This window comes from Mesorhizobium sp. L-8-3 (assembly GCF_016756615.1).
GTDB lineage: Bacteria > Pseudomonadota > Alphaproteobacteria > Rhizobiales > Rhizobiaceae.
Window position 1 is genome coordinate 2,805,694 of record NZ_AP023262.1, and the last position, 17,986, is coordinate 2,823,679.

Sequence of the window (17,986 nt, forward strand, 5' to 3'; positions counted from 1 at the left end):
TACGCCGGCGGCCGGATCGACCACGCGCCGCGCAGGATCAGACATATTTCAGCCCTTTCTCCGCCAGCCGCTCCCGCATCTTGTAGATGTCCAGGCCAAGTTCTCCAGCCGCCAGCCTGACCCGCTTGGCCTCTTCCGCCGCGACACGGGCCTCGGCCTTGCCGGCGACGCTCTCGGCTTCCTCGCGGCGAACGACGCAGACGCCGTCATCGTCGGCGACGATGACGTCGCCCGGATTGACCAATGCGCCGGCGCAGACGACCGTCACATTGACCGATCCAAGCGTCTCCTTCACGGTTCCCTGCGCAAAGACGGCCTTCGACCATACCGGGAAGTTCATCGCCCTCAGATCGGCAATGTCGCGTACACCTGCGTCGATGATCAGGCCGCGGCAACCGCGTGCCTGTGCCGAAGTCGCCAGAAGGTCGCCAAAATAGCCGTCCTCGCAGGGGCTCGTCGGCGCGAGCAACAGAACGTCACCGGGCTTCAACTGTTCGATGGCAACATGAACCATCCAGTTGTCTCCCGGAGGAGCCGAGATGGTAACGGCGCTCGCAGCCAGGCGCGCACCCGGATGAATCGGCCGCATATAGCTCGCCAGAAGTCCCTTGCGTCCTTGCGCCTCATGAACGGTGGCAACGCCGCAGGCGGCCAACCGGTCGATGACGGACTGCTCGGCGCGCGCGATATGCTGGACCACGACGCCCATCAGAGTTCATCCACCGTGCGCGGAAACACCGACTGGAAGCCTTCGGCATGGGTGGCCTTGCGGCCGCCGGACTGGCCGCCGGAATTGCGCATGAAATGATTGCCGCGGTTCTCGGCGACGTTCTTGTAGTAGTGCCAGAGGTGTTCCTGGCCCTCCATGCACTGGATGGCGGCCCATTTCTTGTTCCAGACGCTGGAGATGTCCAGGAAGACGTCGGGCTTCCACTCCATCTGCTCGGTCTGATGCGGCTCAAAGAGATAGAGCTGCGGGGCGCCCAGCACCTTTTCTCCAGGATTGTGCCCCCAGGCCTGCGCGATCATACGCGCCTCGATGGCGATCTGCGTCGCATACATGTGGTCGGTGTTGTAGGGGTCCCATTTCGAATGGCTCAACATGAATTCGGGCTGAACCTTGCGGATCACGTCGACGATCCGGTATTTCGCCTCGCGGTCCACTTCCAGCGGATAGTCGCCGAGGTCGAAGAACTGGATGTCATGGACTTCCAGAGCCTTTGCCGCGTTCTCCGCTTCCACACGCCGTGCGGCCTTGACTTTCTCTGGCGTCATGCCCGGATTCTTCCACAGCTTTGCGCTCTCGCCCCGCTCGCCATAAGAGAGGCAGAGCACGGTGACCTCGTAGCCCTTTTGCTGATGCAGGGCGATCGCGCCGCCGCAGCGCCAGACGAAATCGGCGGAATGGGCGCTGATGACGAGTGCCGTCTTTGCCATGAGTTCAGTCCTTCCTGCCCACGGGGGGCGTACCATGGGTATGGAATGTTTCGATGGTCTTCAGGCCCCAGGCCTGACCTTTCTTCCGCTCGGTCTCCGTCCAGGTCACCGTCGGCCAGTCGGGCCGCAGGATCAGGCGCGCACCGGCATTGGCAAGTTCCACCCGATTGCCGGCCGGCTCCCAGACATAGAGGAAGAACGTGCCCTGGATCGCATGCTTGTGGGGGCCGGTTTCGATATGAACGCCGTTCTCGAGAAAGATGTCGGCCGCCCGAAGTATGTCCTCGCGCTGGTCGACAGCATAGGTGACGTGGTGAAAGCGGCCTTTCGTTCCGGTGTGATCCTCGGAATAGGCAATGTCGTAGCTTTTGTTGTTGACAGTGAACCAGCACCCGCCAAGACGCCCATTGTCGAGCTGGATTTGTTCTGTCACCCGGCTGCCCAATGCCCGGGTCATGAAATCGCGGATCGCGGAAACGTCTGCTGCGAGCAGGTTGAGATGGTCCAGCCTGCGCGGGCAGGCGCCGCGGCCATGATAGCGCTGGGCAATGTTCTTCAGCGCGGGACGTTCGTTGTCCGGCGCCTCGTAAACCCGGGTATCGTAATAGAGTTCAAAGATGTGGCCATCCGGGTCGGTGAATCGATAGGCACGACCATGGCCAGCGTCGCCTTCCACCCAGCCGATGCCGCAGCCCATTTGCTCGATGGCTGCCACGCGCCGCTCCAGCGCCTCCGGTGATGCGGCCCGGTATGCGACATGGCCAACACCGGTCGTGTGATGGCGTGTCAGCTTAAGGGTGTGGAACTCGTAGTCGTCGAAGGCGCGCAGATAGGCGCAGCCGTCTTCGACAAGGCTCGCGCTAAGTCCATAGACCCTTGTGAAGAAGTCCAGGCTCTCCTCGAACCTGTCGGTATAGAGTTCGACATGGCCAAGATGGGCCACATCATAACAAGGCTCCGTCATGGCGCCATCCTTCCGCAAATGAAGTCATTGCACGGTTGGATCATGGTTCCTCGGTCAGGCATACGTTCGAAGTCCCGATACCGTGTGGCTGATCCGGGATGGATCTCCGATCGCACTGCATTGGGGTGCCCGAGGAGCATGCCCAAGCCCTCACGCGCGCCGGCAATCTCGTTCCGCTGCGGGCCGATAGACCGAGGTTCCCGATATCTTGAGCCTGGTTCGGCAAACCGCCCGGTTCCCATCGGCGGTCATCGCCTGGGAATGGTCTTCAACTCCCCCAATGCAGAAGCAATCCGGCACGCATAACGCAGGAGCAGTCCTGTCGATCCGTTTCATGCTTCTTCCTCCCTTCCAATTCCGCAATCGTCCCGCTGTCTGCCCTCACCCTGCGGCTTTGAAATGTATTCTTTATGAGGCATCCCCCGGCGTGGCGCAATGCGAAAAAGCGCAGGTTTCCGTTATTTTCTCTCTAAATGTCAGGCCAGCTTGAAGAATCGTTTTCGAGTCATGTATACATCTTGCGGCTTTGAGGAGTGTCGCAGGAGGATGCGAATGGGTTTTCTGAATTTCACCGCCAGGTCGAGCGCACGAATCCCCAATCCGGCCTTTTCGGATTTGATCGACGGCTGGTCGATCGAAGTGATGCCGAGAACGGCGGCCAAGATCGACGACTTCAGGGGCATTCTGCCCGCCGGCACCCGGGTGTATGTCGCACACCTGGAAGGCACACCGATCGAGGACATGGTTGCGGCCGCAAAGCGGCTCAACGCTGAAGGTTTTCCTGTGATGCCGCACTTCCCGGCTCGCAGCATCCCCAACGCCTACACCTTGGAAGACTGGATCCAGCGCTACCGCGGTGAAGCCGACGTGAAGCAAGCACTGCTGCTGGGCGGCGGCGCATCGACGCCTTCAGGTATTTTCGACAGTTCGATCCAGCTTATCGAGAGTGGATTGTTCGACCGTCATGGCTTCACGCATCTGCATGTTGCCGGCCACCCGGAAGGCAACCGCGACATAGATTCCGACGGGTCGACGGCAAATGTGGATAGGGCCTTGTTCTGGAAAGAGGATTTTTCAACCCGGACCGATGCGGAAATGGCCATATTGACGCAGTTCGCTTTCGACGGACGCTCCGTGGCGACCTGGGCGGAGCGAATTCAGGCGGCCGGCGTCACACTACCGATCCATGTCGGCATTGCCGGGCCTGCCAAGCTGCAGACGCTGATCAAATACGCAATCTCCTGCGGCGTAGGGCCCTCGCTGAAGGTGCTGCAGAAGCGAGCCCTTGATGTCACCCGGCTTCTGCTTCCATATGAACCGACAGAGGTCGTCGCTGACCTGGCGAATTACACTGCCCGCAACCCAGGCGGTCTGATCCGGAAACTTCATGTCTTCCCGCTGGGCGGCATCAAGAAGAGTGCTGAATGGATGGGAAACCACGCCCCAGCCGAGAATGACACCGTCTTCGCCTGAGCCAGGGACACAAAACCACAGGCGCGATTACGGACGTGCTCCAACTCTCGGGTAAGGCCATTTTCTCCCGGCGTGAGCAAACCGCGTCGTCATTTCCCCGCCAGTATATCCCGGATCAGCCGCTGGCAGCGGTCGGCCATGAAGTCGAGCAGCAGGCGCACCTTCGGGTCCTGCAGCTTCTTGTGTGGATAGACGGCGGCGAACTGCACCGGCGTCGGCGGGGTCTCCTCCAGGATCACCTTCAGGCGCCGGTCGCGGATGAAGGGCTCCACCTCGAAGCGGGGCTTGTTGACGATGCCGCGCCCGGCGAGCGCCCAGCCCGTGAGAACGTCGCCGTCGTCGGAATCGAAGGGGCCATGCACCTCGAATTTCGCCGGGCCGCCCGGCGTCCTCAGCGTCCAATAGAACTCCTTCGATCCGGGAAAGCGCAGCATGAGGCAGTCATGCTTCTTCGAGATCAGCTCTATGGGGTCGGAAGGCACGCCGCGTGCTTCCAGATATTTGGGTGAAGCGACCAGCACGCGCTCGCATTCCATGATGCCGCGCATCCTGAGGCTGGAATCCTCGATCACGCCCAACCGGAAAGCCACGTCGATGCCCTCCTTGAGGATGTCGACATTGTGGTCGGAAAGCCGAAGCCTGACCTCGATATCGGGATATTTGTCGTGGAAGTCGGGAATGCCCGAGGCGATGAAACGGCGGCCGAGGCCGAGGGGAGCGGTGACGCGGATCGCGCCGCGCGGCTGGCCCGACAGGGCGCTGACCGCGGCTTCCGCCTCGACGATCGCCTCCAGCACCTGCTTGGCGCCGGAATAGAAAACCGTGCCGTGCTCGGTCGGCATCAATTGCCGCGTGGTACGGTTGAAGAGGCGCACGCCGAGATGTTTCTCCAGCTCCTTGATGCGGTTGGAGGCGACCGCCGGCGATATGCGCATGTCGCGGCCGGCGGCCGAGAGATTGCCAAGTTCCACGACGCGGACAAAGACGGCGATGTTGTCGAGATAGGCCATGTGTTCCCGGCTGCGTTTCGCGTGCCGGCAAGGTAGTATTTTTTATTTTTTTTTGAAAGTCATCGCGCAGCTTCGGTCTTTCCGTTTGCGGCACGGCACGTAAAGTCCTGAAATCGAGCGAGGTGAGGACCAACGCATGCTGGATCTGGCGATCTTCTGGGACTGGCTGAGTTTCGGCGTGCGCTGGCTGCATGTCGTCACCGGCATCGCCTGGATCGGCTCGTCCTTCTATTTCGTGGCGCTCGATCTCGGCCTGCGCAGGCGTCCCGACCTTCCGGTGGGCGCCTATGGCGAAGAGTGGCAGGTGCATGGCGGCGGCTTCTACCACATCCAGAAATATCTGGTCGCGCCGGCCAACATGCCCGAGCATCTGACCTGGTTCAAATGGGAAGCCTATTCCACCTGGATGACCGGCTTCGCGCTGCTCTGCGTGGTCTACTACGCCGGCGCTGACCTCTTCCTCATCGACCGCAATGTTCTCGATGTCTCGGCCCCGGTGGCGATCGGCATTTCGATGGCCTCGATCGCGGTTGGCTGGATAGTCTACGACCTCCTGTGCAAGTCGCCGCTCGGCAAGAGCGATACCGGCCTGATGCTGTGCCTCTTCGTGGTGCTGGTATTCATGAGCTGGGGCTATACGCAGCTCTTCACCGGGCGCGCGGCCTTCCTGCATCTGGGCGCCTTCACCGCCACCATCATGTCGGCGAACGTCTTCTTCATCATCATCCCGAACCAGAAAAAGGTGGTGGCCGACCTGATCGCCGGCCGCAAGCCCGACCCCGCGCTCGGCGCCCAGGCCAAGCAGCGCTCGCTGCACAACAACTACCTGACGCTGCCCGTCCTGTTCCTGATGCTGTCGAACCATTATCCGCTGGCGTTCGGCACGCAGTACAACTGGGTGATCGCGTCGCTGGTGTTCATCATCGGCGTGCTGATCCGGCACTATTTCAACACGACCCACGCGCGGAAGGGCGACCCGCTGTGGACCTGGATTGCCGCCGGCGTGCTTTTCATCGTCATCATCTGGCTCTCGACCGTGCCGAAGGTGCTGACCGGCGAGCCGAAGGCGGCGGCCGTCAACGCGGTCTACACCGCCTCGGCCCATTTCCCCGCGGTGCGCGACACGGTGATGGGCCGTTGCGCCATGTGCCATGCGGTCGAGCCCTCCTATGAAGGCATCTATCATGCGCCGAAGGGCGTGGTGCTCGACAGCGACGCCGCGATCGCCGACCATGCCCGCGAGATATATCTGCAGGCGGGGCGCAGCCATGCCATGCCTCCGGGTAACGTGACCCAGATCACGCCCCAGGAGCGCGACCTTCTGGTCGCCTGGTTCGAGGAAGCACGGAAGAAGTAGAAGGCTCGGAGAACGCCCCTGATCCGCCTGCCTGACCTTCCTCCGGCTGCCGGAGGAAGGCCAAACGGCCACGCCGATTTCCTCCCCAAACATGGGGAGACGGGCCAGGCCCGAACCGAACGGAAAGATTGCGAGCCTGTCATGACCACGACCCTCATCCGCGGACGCACACTGAGCTTCCACCGCTGGCCCGACAGCATCGACGATATTGCCGCTTACCGTTACGAGGAGGATGGCGCGGTGCTGGTGCGTGACGGCAAGATCGTGGCGTCGGGCGCCTATGTTGATGTCACGGCCGAGGCCGGACCTGACGTCGAAACGGTCGACCATCGGCCGCATCTGCTGCTGCCGGGTTTCATCGACTGCCACGTCCACATGCCGCAGATGCAGATCATCGCCTCCTACGGTGCCGAGCTGCTCGACTGGCTGAATACCTATACGTTCCCGGAAGAGACCAAGTTCCGTAACGCCCAGCACGGCCGCCGCATCGCCCGGCTGTTCCTCGACGAGATGGTCCGCCAGGGCACGACAAGCGTGGTCGCCTTCTGCTCGGTGCACAAGGAATCCGCCGAGGCCTTTTTCGCCGAGTCGCACGACCGCGACATGCTCAACATCGCCGGCAAGGTGATGATGGACCGCAACGCGCCCGAAGGGGTCCTCGACACGCCGCAGTCCGGCTATGACGACACCAAGGCGCTGATCGATGCCTGGCACGGGCGCGGCCGGCAGCATTACGCGATCACGCCGCGTTTCGCGATCACCTCGTCGCCCGAGCAGATGGAGATGGCGCAGGCGTTGATGCGCGAGCACCCCGATCTCCATATGCAGACCCATCTGTCGGAGAACCACGCCGAGATCGCCTTCACCCAGGAGCTTTATCCCTGGTCGACCGACTATACCGACGTCTATGAACGCTACGGCCTGCTCGGCAAGAGAAGCCTGTTCGGCCACTGCATCCACCTGTCGGAGCGCGAAGCGGACGCGCTTTCGGCCAGCGGTTCGGTTGCCGTGTTCTGTCCGACGTCGAACCTCTTCCTCGGCTCGGGCCTGTTCGACTATCAGCGTTTCCGGCAACGCGAGAACCCGCTGCGGATCGCAGCCGCGACCGATGTCGGCGGCGGCACCAACTATTCCATGCTTCGCACCATGGACGAGGCCTACAAGGTCATCGCGCTCAACGGCGAGAAGCTCAATCCTTTCGCTTCCTTCTGGCAGGTCACGAGGGGCAATGCCGAGGCGCTGTCGCTGGCCGACAGGATCGGTACGCTGGAGCCAGGCACGGATGCCGACCTCGTGGTGCTCGACGCGCGCGCGACGCCGGTCATGCGGCTGAGGATGGAGACGGTCTCCTCGCTTGCCGAGGAACTGTTCCTGCTCCAGACGCTGGGCGACGACCGTGCGATCGCGGAAGTCTATGTCTCGGGCAGGGCGGCAAAGACGACGATGGTCACGGTCGACCCCTGATTGGGGGCAATGAGCGGAGAAAATCGGCCTCCTGCTGTTGACCCGGCGTCGCGTTCGCGCCAAGCCGTCAGGACACAGACGCGCTACAGCATCGGCCCAAATCGTGCACGTGGCGCTCCAATGGAGGGAGACATGGCGGCCGCGGACGACATCAGGAAAATCGCTGAGCAGGAGGCCAGCCTTGTCTTCGAGAGCTTCGACGAAGCGACGGCCTTCGCCATCGGTTCGCTGGTCCGCGACGCGGGGCTCGCCGGCAAGCTGCCCATCGTGGTCGACATCAGGACCTGGGACCGTCCGCTGTTCTACGCCGCACTTCCCGGCTCGACCGACTCAAACCGGAACTGGGCGCGGCGGAAGCACAATGTCGTCAGGATGTTCCTGAAGAGCAGCTATCGCATGGTGCTTGAAAAGTCCCGACCCGACCGGACCTTTCCGGTCGGCGAGGGGCTGGACCCAGCCGACTATGTGCTCGCGGGCGGCGGTTTCCCCGTGACGGTCAAAGGCGTCGGCGTCGTCGGCGCAATCTGCGTGTCGGGCCTGCCCGAACGGCAGGACCATGAGGTGATCGTCGCCGCGCTGTGCAAGCATTTCGGGCTGGATGCGGCCGCTCTGGCGCTCGGGCCGGTGGAAAATTGAGCTGTTGCGCTGCCCCTTATCCGGCTGCCCGTCCTCCGCAGCAGCTGCGCTGCAGCTGCGGAGGGTGGACCGTCACCTTCTCCCCGCAAGCGGGGAGAAGAACGATGTCCGCTATCTTGCAACTAGTCGTCTAGGTTGCAAAGCGGGCGCCGTCGTCGATGAAAGCGACCTTCTCCCCGCTTGCGGGGAGAAGGTGCCGGCAGGCGGATGAGGGGCAGTGCGACGTCGAATGACAAGATCCGCATGGACTGGAGGACGGTCGAACTCATGAGCATCGATCCGAGGGAACTCCTCACTTCCATCTTCCGTGCGGCCGTCGCAGCGGCCGATCCCGAACTGACCATCCGCAAACACCTCCCGCAAAAGCCGAAGGGACGCACGATCGTCATCGGCGCGGGCAAGGGGTCGGCCCAGATGGCGGCCGCCTTCGAGAAGGCCTGGGATGGGCCGCTGGAAGGGTTGGTGGTGACCCGCTACGGCTATGGCGCGCCATGCCGGCGGATCGAGGTGATCGAGGCGGCACATCCCGTGCCTGACGAAGCCGGGCTCGGTGCCGCCCGTCGCCTGCTGGACAAGGTGAGCGGCCTGACGTCGGACGACCTCGTCGTCGCGCTGGTCTCCGGCGGTGGATCGGCCTTGCTTCCCGCGCCGCCCGACGGCCTCACACTCGCCGACGAGATCGCGGTCAACCAGGCGCTGCTTGCCTCCGGCGCGCCGATCGCGGCGATGAACACGGTGCGCAAGCATGTCTCGCTGATCAAAGGCGGGCGGCTTGCGGCGGCTGCGTTCCCGGCGCGCGTCGTCTCGTTGGTAGTTTCGGACATACCGGGAGACCATCCGGCCCTCGTGGCGTCAGGGCCGACCGTGCCCGACGCGGCGAGCCGCGCCGACGCGCTGCGCATCGTCGAAACCTACGGCATGAACCTTCCGGAGGCGGTGATGGCGCATTTGAAATCAGCCGCCGCCGATGCGCCTGCGCCCGCCGATGCCAGGTTCTCGCGCAACGAGGTGCATGTCATCGCCTCGGCGGCGGTCTCGCTTGAGGCAGCAGCCGCAGAGGCCCGGCGCCATGGGATGGAGGCCGTCATTCTCTCCGATTCCATCGAAGGCGAGGCACGCGACGTGGGCTCGGTCCATGCGGCCCTCGCCCGCGAGGTGGCGACGCGGGACCGTCCGTTCAACAAGCCGGTGCTGATCCTGTCAGGCGGGGAGACGACCGTCACCTTACGGGCCAAGGGCAAGGGCGGCCGCAACAGCGAGTTCCTGCTTTCCTTCGCCATCGGGATCGACGGCGTCGCGGGCATCCATGCGCTCGCCGCCGACACCGACGGCATCGACGGATCGGAGGACAATGCCGGCGCCTTCGCCGACGGCGGCAGCGTGTCGCGCATGCGGGCTCATGGCGTCGATGCCAAGGCCATGCTGGCGGGCAACGATGCCTGGACTGCCTTCAATGCCACGAGCGATCTGTTCGTGCCGGGCCCGACCGGCACGAACGTGAATGATCTCAGGGCGATCTTGATTGGAGAACCGGCGGCCTTCTGACCGCCGATCCGTGGTAGCGGCTACACCTCGTGGAGGTAGAGGTGGTAGTCGAGCTCGCTCACGGTGCGCGCGACGCGCAGATACTCGGCTTCCTTGATTGCCGTGAAGGTGCGGTGCAGGTCGTCGCCCAGCGCCTGCCTCAGGAAAGCCGAGGCCTTGGCGGCCTCGATCGCGGTTCGCCAGTCTCCCGGCATCGCGCCCTTGGATGATGCCGCCTCATAGCCGTTGCCTGTGGTCTCGGGGCCAGGATCGAGCTTCTCCTCCAGCCCCTTGGCGATGCCGGCCAGGACGGTGGCGGCGACGAGATACGGGTTCGCGTCGACGCCGGAAGGACGATGCTCGATGCGGCGGTTCTTCGCATCGCCGGCCGGCACGCGCAGCGCCACCGAACGGTTGTTGACGCCCCAGGTCGGCGCGACCGGCGCATAGGATTGCGAGACAAAGCGGCGCCAGGAATTGGCGTGCGGGGCGAAGACGAGCATCGATTCGCCCATGGTTTCGGCAAGGCCGCCAAGCGCGTGGAGCAACTGCGGCGACCAGCTTCCTTCCTGCTTTTCGGTGAAGATATTGGCTCCGGCGTCGTCGAGCAGCGAGACGTGGAAATGCATGCCGGAGCCGGCATATTTCTCGATCGGCTTGGCCATGAAACAGGCGGTCACGCCGTGGCGTCGCGCCTGCGCCCGCACCAGGCGCTTCAGCATCAGCAGGTCGTCGGCCGCGCGCATGACATCCTTGCGGTAATCCAGCGTCAGCTCGTACTGGCCCGGCGCATATTCGGAGATGACCGTCTCGGCCGGAATGCCCTGCACCTTGGCGGCCGCGTAGATGTCGGAGAAAAGCGGCTCCATGCCGTGCAGATGATCGACCGAATAGACTTCGGTCTTGCCGCTGTGCCTGCCGTCGACGACGGCGCGTGCCGGCTGGACGCGGCCCTCGCCGTCGCGTTCGTTGGCGAGCAGGAAGAACTCCAGCTCGAAGGCGCCGGCCGGATGCAAGCCGCGCCGGGCGAACGCTTCGACCTGTCGGGCAAGCGCATGGCGCGGATCCGAAGTCATCGGCTGGCCGTCGAGATGATACATCGACATCAGGAGCTGGCCGCGTGCGGGGCTGGTGCCGTGGAGCGGCACAAGCGTGCCTGAGATGGGCCAGGCGCGCAGGTCGCCATCGCCCGAATCCCAGATCAGGCCGGTCTCGTGGACGTCTTCGCCGGTGATGTCGAGGCCGAGGATCGATATCGGCAAATGCCGGCCGTTTTTGCAGAGGCCTTCCAACTCGTGGCGCCGGATGATCTTGCCCCGGCCGACACCGTTGGCATCGGTGAGCACGATATCGAAAGCCTCGATCTCGGGATGGGCATCGAGAAACGCCTGGGCCTCGTCGATCGTCGATCCGGACGGTGAAGTCATGGAAAGCCTTTAAGCAACTGGAATACGGCGCGCTTGTCTCATGCCGCAAGCTTTGCGGCAATATCGCCGAAGGCCGAGATCAGCAGGTCGACTTGTTTTGCCGTGGTCGGCGGAGAAACCAGCATCATATTGTGGAAGGGCGCGATCAGCACGCCGCGATTGACCAGCGCGACATGGATCGCCGCTTCCAGTTCCGGCGCATGCGCATCCTCGGCGTCGCCGCCGTTCCTCAGCGGCCCCGGCGCGCAGATGAATTCGACGCGCGCCCCGACCCGAACCGCATGCCAGGGCAAGTCATGTCTGGCGATCTCGCGCCGCAGCCCCGCCTCGAGCCGGCCGGCGAGCCGCTCCATATGCGCGTAGTTCTTCTCGATCATCACCTCCTCGAGCGTCGCCCGCATCGCGGCGAACTGCAGCGGGTTCGCCGACAGGGTGGTGCCCATGCCGGAATAACCCGGCTCCTTCGTGCTGTTGTATTCCTCGTAGCGCGCTGCCACCGCGTCGCTCATGCCCCAGATGCTGGCCGGCACGCCGCCGGCGACGGGCTTGCCGAGAACGAAAAGGTCGGGCTCCAGACCGTGACTCGACGTATAGGCGCCGAGGCCGGTCGAAATGGTGTGTGTCTCGTCGATCAGCAGCAAGGTGCCTGTGTCGCGGGTAAGCTTGCGCAGGGCGTCGTGGAAGCCGGGATCGGGCAGCACCATGCAGCAATTGGTGAGCACGGGTTCGGTGATGACGCAGGCGACGTCGCGGTCGCTGAGCGCCGCCTCCAGCGCCGGCAGGTCGTTGAACTCGACGATGCGCGTGGCCTCGGTCAGGTCACGGAATTCCCCGGCGAGACCCGGCCGGTTGATCGGCCTGCCATCCTTCAGCCGCACCATCGTCTCGTCGACCGAGCCGTGATAGCAGCCGTTGAAGACGAGGATCTTCGGCCGGCCGGTGACGGCGCGGGCGACGCGCAGCGCGAAGCGGTTGGCGTCGGTGGCGGTCGTGGCGATCTGCCAGTGCGGCAGGCCGAAACGTTCGCGCAAGAGAAGGCCGACGGCCAGCGCATCCTCGCTCGGCAGCATATAGGTCAGGCCCCTGGAGGACTGCCGGCGAATGGCGCGCGCCACGGGGGCGGGCGAATGGCCGAACATCGAGCCGGTGTCGCCCAGGCAGAAATCGGCGAGCGTGTTGCCGTCGACATCGGTGATGGTGGCGCCCCTGGCCTGCTCGACCAGGATGGGGAAGGGCGTCGGCCAGTCCCTCATCCAGTGCATGGGCACGCCGCCGAAATAGCCCTCCGCGCCCTTGCCGACCGCCGCAGCCGCTTTCGGCCGCGCCTTGCGGAAGACCTCGGCTTCGCGCTCGCGCAACTCGGCGATGCGCGACAGCACGATCCCGCGCTGTTGGGATGCGGACATGTCGACGATGTTCATTCCATGACGCCCCTATTTTGCGGCGCCACTCTAGCCAGCGAGATGACCGGCCGGCAATCGCTCCTTCCCGGCTTCGCGCATCCTCAATGAAGGTATCGAGCTGAAACAGCACTTCGGAGGCAAACACGCCCGCTTCGCGGTCGAACAACGCCGCCGTATCGGAATCCAGCGCATGTTCGCAGTCTTCGACCAGGGCGTACATGTCGCGTTGCCATGGCAGGAAACCGTAGCCCGCCTCGTTCAAGCGAATGAAGGTCTGTCGGACCTTGGCGGAAGGGCGATTGGTTGGGCTTTACGATTGCATCCAGAGCCGGTTCAATCACCGCCCTCGCTCCCCGAAGAGCATCCCTGTCGAGGCCGCATTGAAGGGCGATCTCGTCCCAATCGTAGCCGCGCGCCCTGCGAGGCGGTGTTTGCGACTGGGCGATCAGACAGAGGAGAAATTCTTTGATCCGTGTGCTTTCCTGCGGGGGCAATGCGGGATCGACACGGAGGCGGCAGAAGTCGGAGATCTTGCGGGCAAGCAGTTTGGTATGCGGAAGGTCAGGCATGTGGGTAGGCTATGAAGATTCTGTGCGGTGATTGACGAAGGTCGCGGTCCTATCCGATTCGTTGCATCGGATGCCCAATCTCCTTGCCAATTCGCTAGCACTGCCGATCGGACGGCTTTATGCGTCTGATAGAGTAGGCCGAGAGCGACGAGCCTAATTAAGCGCGCTTACGTTAGCATCTCCGTTATTTAAGTATCGATGGGATTGTTTAAATAGCGCCACGCTGCCAAGATGGCGCTATGACCTATTCCGACGCAGATCAGCGCCTTGGCCGATATGTCGAAACGCCCGTCGCGGGCGAGATGGTGCGCGCCTTCGTTCCGCCGCCTCTGCCGCCGAAGCCGCAGATCGACGTCCTGGCGCTTCTGGACCGGCTAAGCCTCGCCGAGCGCGCGCTCGGGCAACTGGACGGCATCACCATGCTGCTGCCGCGCCAAGAACTCTTCCTCTATATGTATGTGCGCAAGGAGGCGGTGCTCTCGTCCCAGATCGAGGGGACGCAATCCACACTGACCGATCTTTTGCGCTTCGAGAACGAGGCTCAGGCCGGGGAGCCGATCGACGACATCCGCGAAGTGTCGAACTACAAGGATGCGATGATGTACGGGCTGGAGCGACTGGAAGAACTGCCATTGTCGTTACGCCTGATCCGCGAGATGCACGCCCGGCTGCTGCAAAGCGGACGCGGCGGCACCAAAAGCCCTGGCGAGTTTCGCCGTTCGCAGAACTGGATCGGCGGCTCGCGCCCCGGCAACGCGCTATATGTACCACCGCCCGTCACCGAACTCGATGCCTGCCTCGATGCTCTGGAGCGCTTCATTCATGAAGACGGATCGCAATTGCCGGCGCTGATCAAGGCCGGGCTGCTGCATGTCCAGTTCGAGACCATCCACCCGTTCCTTGATGGCAACGGCCGCATCGGCCGCCTTCTGGTGACACTGCATCTTTGCGTCAACGGGGTGCTCCGCAAGCCGCTGCTCTACCTCAGCCTTTACCTGAAGACGCATCGTGCCGACTACTATCGGCTACTGCAGGAAGTGCGAGAGCACGGCAATTGGGAGGCTTGGCTTGATTTCTTCCTCGCCGGAGTGGCTGAGACCGCAAACCAGGCTTTCGAAGCCGCCATCCGGATTGTCGACCTCTTCAAGGAGGATCGTGAGCGGATCACGAATGAAAGCGACCGTGCAGGCTCGGCACTCCGCATCCACGACCTCTTCCAGCAGAATCCGTTCCTGACCTCCAACCAACTTGTCCAGCAGACGGGCCTGTCAGCTCCGACAGTCAATGCAGCCTTGGCCGACCTGGAGAAGATGGGCATCGTTGAAGAGATTACGGGACGCAAGCGGGGTAGGGTGTTCGGCTACCATCGCTATCTTGCGATCCTCAGCGAGGGGACCGATCCGTTGCCTGCCGACAGCTGAAGTTTCCGTCGGATGCCCCAACTCTCGCTCGGCAGCTATCGTGTTCGCAAATGAGCCACACAGACAGAAGCACAAGGCAACGTGCGGAAGCCGTATCTGGATTGGGTTCGTACACCCTACGCTGCTGTGCGAAATAATTCTCCAAGGAGCGCTGTGTCCATCTGGAGCATCATGACTTGAAGAGGAGAGGCAGGTCGCAAGTAAAAGATGATTGCAGGCCCCCGCAACCACGCTACAGCACGCTAAACCATTCTAATCTGCGATCCTCTACGACAAGTTATCCCCTTGAATCGATAGGTTCAAATTAGGTTCGACCGCTTCTGAGCGGCAGCCGACTCTGGTGTGCCTTTCGTGCCGTCAACTGGCAGACCATATGCGCGTGAGGGGCGCGCGAGTGACAAGCGGTGGCGGCGACGTAGCGATGGTAGCCTTGCACCCAATATCGGCCGTCGAGGTGGTTGCCGCTACTGTTTGATGAGCGGGACAATGCCGCTCAGCCTCTCCTAACCCCAAACTCTCCTGATAGCATCGAGGGCGACAACGATGGCAGGATCGCCAACGCGCGCTTCTAGGTAGAGAAAGCTCAGAGTCGTCGATATCTTCACGTTATCTGCGATCACAAGCCCGTGCGCCTGTTGCTCATGCAGGGCGATCGACTCTCGGCAAAGGCTTAATCCCACGCCCGTGCGGACCATGGCGACCATAGACGTCTCCTGATCCACTTGGGCAACGACATTTTGTCGGACGCCCAGATCTGTAAACAGGCGCGCCAGCAGTCGATTGTGTACCGAGGCCTGCGGCGTGCCGATCCACGGCAGGGACGCGAGCTGTGCCCAGTCCGCACCGCGCACGAAACCGGCGAGCGATGGCGGGGCGACGACGCGATAGGTCAATTGCGCTAACTCGCGTGCGTGAAAAAGCGGTGCTGCGCCTTCTCCTGAAATCTCGGCGGAAGGGTCATAGTCTCTTGGATCACCGAGGTAGAAGCCGGCATCGAGTTCGTTTCGCTTCAGCCTTTCTGGCACGTCGCCGCTCATGCCATGGCGCAGGGTGGTTTCTATGCCCGGCCCGCTTTCGATCAGTGCCTTCAGAAACGCCCCCAGCCGCGTGAACTCCGGGTCGATGATGGTGCCGATCCGCAACTTACCTCGCACGCGTGTCGCCAGATGTCCGGCCGTCTGGCCGAAATCCGTAAGCGCGGCGAGTACCTGTTCCGCCTTGGCGGCAAGCAAGGCTCCTTCCTGTGTGAGTTCCAGGCCGGTTGAAGTACGCCGGAACAAGGTGAGCCCCGTGTCGGCGGCAAGACGCTTCAGTTGCAGGGTCACAGCCGGCTGCGTGATGCGCAATTGTTCGGCGGCGCGCGTGACATTGCCTTCGCGGGCAACGGTGACGAACGCCTTCAATGTTCTCAGGTCGATCGGCTTTAGCATATTAGTTTTATTTATAATGTGTTGCTTCATTTGTCATTGGATTTTTCCTCAGAACTTCCGCTATTCCTCGAAAACAGAGGTGAAGAGGAGGTTAGGATGCCACAACAAGTCATTGATTCTTATGATTGTGCGCTGTCCCACTGCAATCGGTGGGGAAGCCGATGACGCGTCTGACTTCCCACCCGTCTGGCAATTCCTTCGATTACGTCATCGTCGGCGGTGGCTCCGCCGGCTGCCTGCTCGCCAACCGCCTTAGCCGCGATCCGGCGATGCGCGTACTGCTGCTGGAGGCTGGACGGAAGGACGACTATCCGTGGATTCACATCCCTGTCGGCTATCTCTATTGCATCGGCAATCCGCGTACCGACTGGCTGTTTAAGACAGAGCCCGATGCCGGGCTGAACGGACGTTCGCTTCGCTATCCGCGAGGCAAGACGCTCGGTGGCTGCTCCTCCATCAATGGTATGATCTACATGCGCGGCCAGGCGCGCGACTTCGATGGTTGGGCGGCTGCGACCGGGGACGATGCCTGGACCTGGCAGAACTGCGTTCCTGATTTCAAGGCGCATGAGAACCATTACCGACTGGACAACGGTGCGGATCCGAAGACCGGCGGCAACAGCCGCTTCTCCGACATGCACGGTCATGCCGGCGAATGGCGCATCGAGAAGCAGCGACTCAAATGGGAGATTCTGGAGTCCTTCGCCGAGGCCGCCCTCGAGGCGGGCATTCCACGCACCGACGATTTCAACAGTGGCGACAATGAGGGCGTCGGCTACTTCGAAGTCAACCAGCGTTCCGGCTGGCGCTGGAATACGTCGAAGGCTTTCCTTCGCCCGGTAAAGAGACGTCCGAACCTGACGATTTGGACGCAATCGCATGTCGAACGGCTGGTTCTTGAAACCGAGGGTTCCGGTCGCAAGCGTTGCGTTGGCGTTATGCTTCAGCGGCAGGGGCGGGGTGTCCAGGTCCGTGCGCGCAGGGAAGTCATTCTTTCCGCCGGTGCGATCGGTTCGCCGCAGATCCTGCAATTGTCGGGCATCGGACCGGGCGGCCTCCTGAAGCGTCATGGTGTCGAGGTCGCTCACGACCTGCCTGGCGTCGGGGAAAATCTTCAGGACCATCTACAAATCCGCGCGGTCTTCAAGGTCGGCAATGCGAAGACGTTGAACACGCTAGCCAACAGCCTTTTCGGCAAGGCGATGATCGGGCTTGAATATGTGTTGAAACGCAGCGGCCCGATGAGCATGTCGCCCTCGCAGCTCGGCGCTATTACCCGTTCGGACGACAGCCAGGCCCATGCCAATCTGGAATATCACGTTCAGCCGCTCAGTCTCGACGCCTTCGGCGAGCCGCTGCATAGCATACCCGCCTTCACCGCGAGCGTCTGCAATCTCAACCCGACCAGCGTCGGAAGCGTGCGCATTCGCTCCAACAAGGCCGCGGACGCTCCGGCGATTGCGCCGAACTATCTCAGCACGGAAGAGGATCGCCGCATCGCCGCCGAAAGCTTGCGGCAGGTGCGCAAGATCGTGTCGCAGCCGGCACTGGCGAAGTACCGACCGGAGGAATGGAAGCCTGGTCTTCAATTCCAGAGCGATGAGGAGCTGGCGCGGCTCGCGGGCGATATCGCCAACACCATCTTTCACCCCGTCGGGACGACGAAGATGGGCTGTGACGACGACCCCATGGCCGTGGTGGACAGCCGGCTCAGGGTACGGGGCATCGAAGGCCTGCGCGTTGTCGATGCGGGCATCATGCCGAAAATAACCAGTGGCAACACAAATGCACCAACCCTGATGATCGCGGAAAAAGCGGCCGGCTGGATCGTCGCCGATGCGCGCGCATAGAAAATTCTTGGGGAGATAACA

The 17,986-nt window shown here is 62.6% G+C and carries 14 protein-coding genes; 7 read left to right on the forward strand and 7 right to left on the reverse strand.

What is annotated here, in order from left to right:
• Window positions 1–37: 37 nt before the first annotated feature.
• Genes JN302_RS13220 through JN302_RS13230 form a run of 3 tightly spaced genes read right to left on the reverse strand, consistent with a single transcriptional unit; the run spans window position 38 to window position 2,401 of the window.
• Window positions 38–709 carry a 4-carboxy-4-hydroxy-2-oxoadipate aldolase/oxaloacetate decarboxylase gene (locus JN302_RS13220; RefSeq protein WP_202333182.1) on the reverse strand — a complete coding sequence of 224 codons (672 nt, stop codon included), beginning with the start codon at window positions 707–709 and terminating at the stop codon, window positions 38–40.
• Window positions 709–1,437 carry a PIG-L deacetylase family protein gene (locus tag JN302_RS13225; RefSeq protein ID WP_202333183.1) on the reverse strand — a complete coding sequence of 243 codons (729 nt, stop codon included), beginning with the start codon at window positions 1,435–1,437 and terminating at the stop codon, window positions 709–711. Before JN302_RS13225 ends, JN302_RS13220 begins: the two co-directional genes overlap by 1 nt.
• A gap of 4 nt (window positions 1,438–1,441) precedes the next feature.
• Window positions 1,442–2,401, reverse strand: a complete 960-nt coding sequence (locus tag JN302_RS13230) for a VOC family protein (protein ID WP_202333184.1) — start codon at window positions 2,399–2,401, stop codon at window positions 1,442–1,444.
• Between the two features lie 552 nt (window positions 2,402–2,953).
• Between JN302_RS13230 and JN302_RS13235 the strand changes: the two genes are divergently transcribed.
• Window positions 2,954–3,874 (forward strand): methylenetetrahydrofolate reductase, encoded by a 921-nt coding sequence (locus JN302_RS13235; protein WP_202333185.1) that lies wholly within the window; start codon window positions 2,954–2,956, stop codon window positions 3,872–3,874.
• A gap of 89 nt (window positions 3,875–3,963) precedes the next feature.
• On the opposite strand, the gene JN302_RS13240 is transcribed toward JN302_RS13235, so the two are convergent.
• On the reverse strand, window positions 3,964–4,884 hold the full coding sequence (locus tag JN302_RS13240; protein WP_202333186.1) for a LysR family transcriptional regulator: 921 nt from the start codon (window positions 4,882–4,884) through the stop codon (window positions 3,964–3,966).
• A gap of 136 nt (window positions 4,885–5,020) precedes the next feature.
• On the opposite strand from JN302_RS13240, the gene JN302_RS13245 reads away from it, so the two are divergent.
• From JN302_RS13245 to JN302_RS13260, 4 genes are all read left to right on the forward strand, one after another.
• Window positions 5,021–6,241, forward strand: a complete 1,221-nt coding sequence (locus tag JN302_RS13245; protein WP_202333187.1) for a urate hydroxylase PuuD — start codon at window positions 5,021–5,023, stop codon at window positions 6,239–6,241.
• Between the two features lie 141 nt (window positions 6,242–6,382).
• Window positions 6,383–7,705, forward strand: a complete 1,323-nt coding sequence (guaD, locus tag JN302_RS13250) for a guanine deaminase (RefSeq protein WP_202312730.1) — start codon at window positions 6,383–6,385, stop codon at window positions 7,703–7,705.
• A 132-nt stretch (window positions 7,706–7,837) separates the two neighbouring features.
• Window positions 7,838–8,341, forward strand: a complete 504-nt coding sequence (locus tag JN302_RS13255) for a heme-degrading domain-containing protein (RefSeq protein WP_202333188.1) — start codon at window positions 7,838–7,840, stop codon at window positions 8,339–8,341.
• A gap of 267 nt (window positions 8,342–8,608) precedes the next feature.
• Window positions 8,609–9,886, forward strand: coding sequence for a glycerate kinase type-2 family protein (locus JN302_RS13260; protein WP_202312732.1), 1,278 nt, complete (start codon window positions 8,609–8,611; stop codon window positions 9,884–9,886).
• 20 nt (window positions 9,887–9,906) lie between these two features.
• On the opposite strand, the gene JN302_RS13265 is transcribed toward JN302_RS13260, so the two are convergent.
• Together JN302_RS13265 and JN302_RS13270 are read right to left on the reverse strand one after the other, a co-directional pair.
• Window positions 9,907–11,292: a glutamine synthetase family protein gene (locus JN302_RS13265; protein ID WP_202333189.1), complete on the reverse strand. Its 1,386-nt coding sequence runs from the start codon at window positions 11,290–11,292 to the stop codon at window positions 9,907–9,909.
• Between the two features lie 38 nt (window positions 11,293–11,330).
• The gene (locus JN302_RS13270) at window positions 11,331–12,713 is read right to left on the reverse strand and encodes an aspartate aminotransferase family protein (RefSeq protein WP_202333190.1); all 1,383 of its coding nucleotides are present in this window, start codon (window positions 12,711–12,713) and stop codon (window positions 11,331–11,333) included.
• A 790-nt stretch (window positions 12,714–13,503) separates the two neighbouring features.
• Here JN302_RS13270 and JN302_RS13275 point away from each other — a divergent pair.
• Window positions 13,504–14,685 (forward strand): Fic family protein, encoded by a 1,182-nt coding sequence (locus JN302_RS13275; protein ID WP_202333191.1) that lies wholly within the window; start codon window positions 13,504–13,506, stop codon window positions 14,683–14,685.
• A gap of 503 nt (window positions 14,686–15,188) precedes the next feature.
• Here the strand turns inward: JN302_RS13275 and JN302_RS13280 are convergent.
• Window positions 15,189–16,145 (reverse strand): LysR family transcriptional regulator, encoded by a 957-nt coding sequence (locus tag JN302_RS13280; protein WP_244846311.1) that lies wholly within the window; start codon window positions 16,143–16,145, stop codon window positions 15,189–15,191.
• Between the two features lie 131 nt (window positions 16,146–16,276).
• Between JN302_RS13280 and JN302_RS13285 the strand changes: the two genes are divergently transcribed.
• Window positions 16,277–17,965: a GMC family oxidoreductase gene (locus JN302_RS13285; RefSeq protein ID WP_202312737.1), complete on the forward strand. Its 1,689-nt coding sequence runs from the start codon at window positions 16,277–16,279 to the stop codon at window positions 17,963–17,965.
• Window positions 17,966–17,986 lie beyond the last annotated feature (21 nt).

Bases quoted from the DNA above. Each gene is read 5' to 3' on its own strand.
- JN302_RS13230 (WP_202333184.1), bottom strand. From the start codon at position 2,401: ATGACGGAGCCTTGTTATGATGTGGCCCATCTTGGCCATGTCGAACTC.
- JN302_RS13265 (WP_202333189.1), bottom strand. From the start codon at position 11,292: ATGACTTCACCGTCCGGATCGACGATCGACGAGGCCCAGGCGTTTCTC.
- JN302_RS13260 (WP_202312732.1), top strand. From the start codon at position 8,609: ATGAGCATCGATCCGAGGGAACTCCTCACTTCCATCTTCCGTGCGGCC.
- JN302_RS13280 (WP_244846311.1), bottom strand. From the start codon at position 16,145: ATGAAGCAACACATTATAAATAAAACTAATATGCTAAAGCCGATCGAC.
- JN302_RS13220 (WP_202333182.1), bottom strand. From the start codon at position 709: ATGGGCGTCGTGGTCCAGCATATCGCGCGCGCCGAGCAGTCCGTCATC.
- JN302_RS13235 (WP_202333185.1), top strand. From the start codon at position 2,954: ATGGGTTTTCTGAATTTCACCGCCAGGTCGAGCGCACGAATCCCCAAT.
- JN302_RS13240 (WP_202333186.1), bottom strand. From the start codon at position 4,884: ATGGCCTATCTCGACAACATCGCCGTCTTTGTCCGCGTCGTGGAACTT.
- JN302_RS13270 (WP_202333190.1), bottom strand. From the start codon at position 12,713: ATGAACATCGTCGACATGTCCGCATCCCAACAGCGCGGGATCGTGCTG.
- JN302_RS13255 (WP_202333188.1), top strand. From the start codon at position 7,838: ATGGCGGCCGCGGACGACATCAGGAAAATCGCTGAGCAGGAGGCCAGC.
- JN302_RS13245 (WP_202333187.1), top strand. From the start codon at position 5,021: ATGCTGGATCTGGCGATCTTCTGGGACTGGCTGAGTTTCGGCGTGCGC.
- JN302_RS13285 (WP_202312737.1), top strand. From the start codon at position 16,277: ATGACGCGTCTGACTTCCCACCCGTCTGGCAATTCCTTCGATTACGTC.
- guaD (WP_202312730.1), top strand. From the start codon at position 6,383: ATGACCACGACCCTCATCCGCGGACGCACACTGAGCTTCCACCGCTGG.
- JN302_RS13225 (WP_202333183.1), bottom strand. From the start codon at position 1,437: ATGGCAAAGACGGCACTCGTCATCAGCGCCCATTCCGCCGATTTCGTC.
- JN302_RS13275 (WP_202333191.1), top strand. From the start codon at position 13,504: ATGACCTATTCCGACGCAGATCAGCGCCTTGGCCGATATGTCGAAACG.